The 3,956-nt window shown below is 60.2% G+C and carries 6 protein-coding genes; 2 read left to right on the top strand and 4 right to left on the bottom strand.

Annotated features, from left to right (window positions below; genetic code table 11):
- Together AAAB16_RS17580 and AAAB16_RS17575 are read right to left on the bottom strand one after the other, a co-directional pair.
- A partial coding sequence (locus AAAB16_RS17580) for an anthrax toxin-like adenylyl cyclase domain-containing protein (protein WP_340664481.1) occupies positions 1–183 on the bottom strand: 183 nt, incomplete at its 3' end.
- Positions 184–190: 7 nt separating this feature from the next.
- A complete protein-coding gene (locus tag AAAB16_RS17575) occupies positions 191–757 on the bottom strand; it encodes a filamentous hemagglutinin N-terminal domain-containing protein (protein WP_340664480.1) in 567 nt (188 codons plus the stop codon).
- A 187-nt stretch (positions 758–944) separates the two neighbouring features.
- On the opposite strand from AAAB16_RS17575, the gene AAAB16_RS17570 reads away from it, so the two are divergent.
- Positions 945–2,093: a glycosyltransferase family 1 protein gene (locus AAAB16_RS17570; RefSeq protein WP_340664479.1), complete on the top strand. Its 1,149-nt coding sequence runs from the start codon at positions 945–947 to the stop codon at positions 2,091–2,093.
- A 75-nt stretch (positions 2,094–2,168) separates the two neighbouring features.
- Here the strand turns inward: AAAB16_RS17570 and AAAB16_RS17565 are convergent, their stop codons facing one another.
- A complete protein-coding gene (locus AAAB16_RS17565) occupies positions 2,169–2,456 on the bottom strand; it encodes a PA4642 family protein (RefSeq protein ID WP_340664478.1) in 288 nt (95 codons plus the stop codon).
- Between the two features lie 62 nt (positions 2,457–2,518).
- Positions 2,519–2,995, bottom strand: coding sequence for a hypothetical protein (locus AAAB16_RS17560; RefSeq protein ID WP_340664477.1), 477 nt, complete (start codon positions 2,993–2,995; stop codon positions 2,519–2,521).
- 221 nt (positions 2,996–3,216) lie between these two features.
- Between AAAB16_RS17560 and AAAB16_RS17555 the strand changes: the two genes are divergently transcribed.
- A partial coding sequence (locus AAAB16_RS17555; protein WP_340664476.1) for a 4-hydroxyproline epimerase occupies positions 3,217–3,956 on the top strand: 740 nt, incomplete at its 3' end.

Raw genomic sequence — 3,956 nt, 5'->3', positions numbered from 1 at the left:
AACCGGATCTTCCGCAATAAACCCTGCGGTCGGCCCTGTCGGACTGGACTTGGCTTTTACATGGAAATTTTTCGAAGGAAAACCTTCAGACAGCAAACTGGCGCCCAACGGATTGGGCGAACGCAGACCGATTACGGCTTGATACTTGTCCGCCACTTTCTGGAATGAGTCGCCGTACAACACCTTTACCTCACCTTGCTCGGTATTCTTCGGCGCCGCGGGCTTTGGCAATCAGCAGATCGGCCTTGTCGCCAAACACTTCCAGGGTGCCTGAAAGCGAGCTGGGTTTATTGCCGGTGACTTCAGTCAAAATCGCCGTGGCGGTACGTTGCAGATTGGGGTTAAGCAACACCGCGCCACCGATTTGGCTGACGCCATTGGCGCGGCTGTTGTTAAAGATCACCCCGGGCTGCTGCACATCAAATTGGCTGAAACGGTTGTGGGAAAGGCCCTTGGCATTGGGGTTGGCGATTTCGATGACCGGCACGCCGTTGCCAGCGTTGATGACATTAGTGCCGCCCGCCGGTGCAGTGGGGTCAACCAGAATGTCCGCCATCGCCCAGCCCGGCGCACCGGCCAGCAGCACCGACAACACCAGGCGCTTGAGCGACCAGGAAAACGGTTCGGTTGGGGAAAGAATGACCGGCGTAGCGGCAGGTTGCTGGCCAGGTTTACGTTGCGCGCGGGTGATTTCGGCGACAGGAATCAGAAAGCCGAGTGGCTTACTGAAGACAAGACGGAAGCAATGCTTATTCATGGTGGACTTTTAGTGGTTGGAAAAGCGCGAAACTCTAAATACCGAGCTCGCCCACCCACGTAGTCATCGTCTTAAGACCGCCATTCACATTGCCTACAAGAAGCGGGGGAAATTCCACCCACCCACCGTCAACAAACCTCCACAAAACTGTCATTTCGCTTAAACGACGCCCATCGACACTGGCGTCATGAGCCAATCGCCCCTGCATATCGCGCTGATCAGCGAAACCTTTCCGCCGGAAATCAACGGTGTGGCCAATACACTTGGGCGCTTGTGTGCGGGGCTGCGCGAGCGCGGCCATCGTTTGCAGTTGGTGCGGCCGCGGCAAAGTGCTGATGACGGGCAGCGTAGTACCGATGAACTGCTGCTAACCCGCGGCTGGCCGCTGCCGGGTTATCCCGGTTTGCAGTGGGGGCAAGCGTCCATGCATAAGCTGCTGCGGCGCTGGAAGCGCCAGCGTCCGGATGTGTTGTATATCGCCACCGAGGGGCCGTTGGGGCTCTCGGCATTACGGGCGGCGCGGCGGTTACACATTCCGGTGATCAGCGGTTTTCACACCAATTTTCAGCAGTACAGCAGCCATTACGGCCTCGGGTTGCTGACCCGTTTTCTGACCAACTACCTGCGCTGGTTTCATAACCGCTCGCAGCTGACCTTGGTGCCCAGCGCCAGCCAAAGCTTGGAGTTGCAGCGCCGTAGTTTTGAGCGCGTGCATCTACTGGCGCGCGGTGTCGATAGCCAGTTGTTCCATCCGGCCAAACGCTGCGCTGAACTGCGCAGGCAATGGGGTGTGCAGGACGAGGAATTGGTGGTGGTGTACGTCGGGCGGATTGCCGCGGAGAAAAACCTGGATCTGCTAGTGCGCAGCTTCCGCTCCCTGCAAAGCCGGTATCCACAACAGCGGCTAAAACTGGTGATGGTCGGCGACGGTCCGCAACGGGCGTGCTTGCAGAAAGAATTGCCCGAGGCGGTGTTCTGTGGCGTGCAGCGCGATCAGGCGTTGGCCGCCCACTATGCCAGCGCCGATTTGTTTCTCTTCCCGAGCCTGTCGGAAACCTTCGGTAATGTGCTGCTGGAGGCCTTGGCTTCCGGGCTGGCGGTGGTGGCGTATGACCAGGCAGCGGCGGCCCAGCATATTCGCCATGGCCACAATGGCGCGCTAGCGATGCCTGGCGATGAAGCGGCGTTTATCGACAGTGCCTGCTGGTTGCTGGAAGACCGGGAAACCTTGCGCCGCGTGCGCTTGAACGCACGGCAACACGCCAGCCGCCAAGGGTGGCCAGCGATTGTGCAACAGTTTGAAAGTTACCTGCGCAGTGCCGGCAGCGTGGCGTAAACGCGAAAAAATCCGTGATGCGCCGCCAACAAAAAGCCCGCCGAATGAGCGGGCTTTTTGTTGGCGATTCGTGGTTTAGCCACGGGCCGCTTTAATGGCGTCGATATAGGGCTCAGCCAGGCGCTGGTCCTGGATCAGGGCAACAAAGTCGTTGCCCTTGGCGTCGGTGGCATTGAGGTCAAAACCCGCTTGCACAAAGAAACCCAGAAAGCGCTCGAAGTCGTCGATGCGCAAACCACGGTAAGCCTTCACCAGCTTGTGCAGCGACGGCGGGGTGTCGTCGGCCGGTTCCACGGTGAGGAACAGTTTGATCGGCTCGTCACCAATCTCTTCGCCAATCACCTGTTTCTTGTCTTTACGCATGATCTAGTTCTCTTAACGGGTAAGCGCCGGGCCGGCAGTTTACTCCGCCCCGGGGCGCAGGCTCAACGCGCGCGCTGCGCGCCGGTATGCAGGTCGGCCCAGACGTGGCCGTTGGGGTAGCTCAAGAACTGCACGTAGAGCGTGCCGTTACGCAGCAAATCGAGCAGCACACGGTATTGCGCCTGCGGGTAATAGAGGGTGAGGGTTTGTTTGGCTTCGTCCAGGCTTGGGCGTTTCAGGCTTTTGCCTTCGCTGTCGAAACGGATCAGCACCTGGGTCACCGTAGCGCCCTTGGAGACCGCTTTGGTTTTCAGCTTTAACCAAGTGGGCGAGGTGATCGGAATCGGTTGCTGGTTTGACTCGCGCTGGCTGCCAACCACCACCGAATACTCGGTAACTTGCAGCACCTGCTGTTGCTCAGGCGACTCGGCGCGCAGGTTTTGCTCGTCCGGCGGCAGGTATTGTTCATGGGTCAACGCAGCCGATGCCAAGGGCGAAGCGGCCAGCAACAGGGCCAAAACAGAAACACGCAGCAGCATCACAACCTCCCGAAAAAATCAGCGCGCCACCATAGCACGCGTGATTCCCCGTAGGGTGGGCTGTGCGCACCACTGCGCAGCTCTCAAGACCGCTTGGTGCGCCAACACACTCTGCGCCGCTCTGTGCCGATTTCGTCGCCTAACGTGGCCAAAACCCTCAAGCCATACCGCCTCTGGAAGCCCAACCTAAAAGCCACTTCCCTTGGCTACGAGGACACCCCATGCGCCGCATCCAGATTATCGACAGCCATACCGGCGGCGAGCCGACCCGGCTGGTAATCGACGGCTTTCCCGATCTGGGCACCGGCAGCATGGCCGAGCGCCGCGCGTTATTGGCTGAGCACTTCGATGCCTACCGCGCTGCCACCGTACTGGAACCGCGCGGCAGCGATGTGCTGGTCGGCGCCTTACTCTGCCCCCCGGTAGACCCAACGGCCTGTGCTGGGGTGATCTTTTTCAATAACAGCGGCTACCTCGGTATGTGCGGCCACGGCACCATCGGCCTGGTGATTTCCTTGGCGCATATGGGCCGTATCGGGCCGGGCACGCACCGCATTGAAACGCCAGTCGGCACGGTCGAAGCCACGCTGCATGAGGACCACTCGGTGAGCGTGCGCAATGTGCCGGCCTACCGCTATCGCGCAGCTGTAAGCGTCGAGGTGCCCGGCTATGGCGCGGTCACTGGCGATATTGCCTGGGGCGGCAACTGGTTCTTTCTCGTCAGCCAGCACGGCCAACGTATTGATGGCAGCAACCTCGATGCCCTTACCGCCTACACCGTAGCCGTCAGCGCGGCGCTGCAAGCCCAGGGTATTTACGGCAGAGACGGCGGCGTGATCGACCATATCGAACTGTTTGCCGACGACCCCCAAGCCGACAGTCGCAACTTTGTGCTCTGCCCCGGCAAGGCCTACGACCGCTCGCCCTGCGGCACCGGCACCAGCGCCAAACTGGCGTGCCT

This window comes from Pseudomonas sp. (assembly GCF_037994325.1).
Classification (GTDB): domain Bacteria; phylum Pseudomonadota; class Gammaproteobacteria; order Pseudomonadales; family Pseudomonadaceae; genus Aquipseudomonas.
Note: the sequence above shows the minus strand (reverse complement) of the source record. Positions and strands in the feature narration are given on the sequence as shown.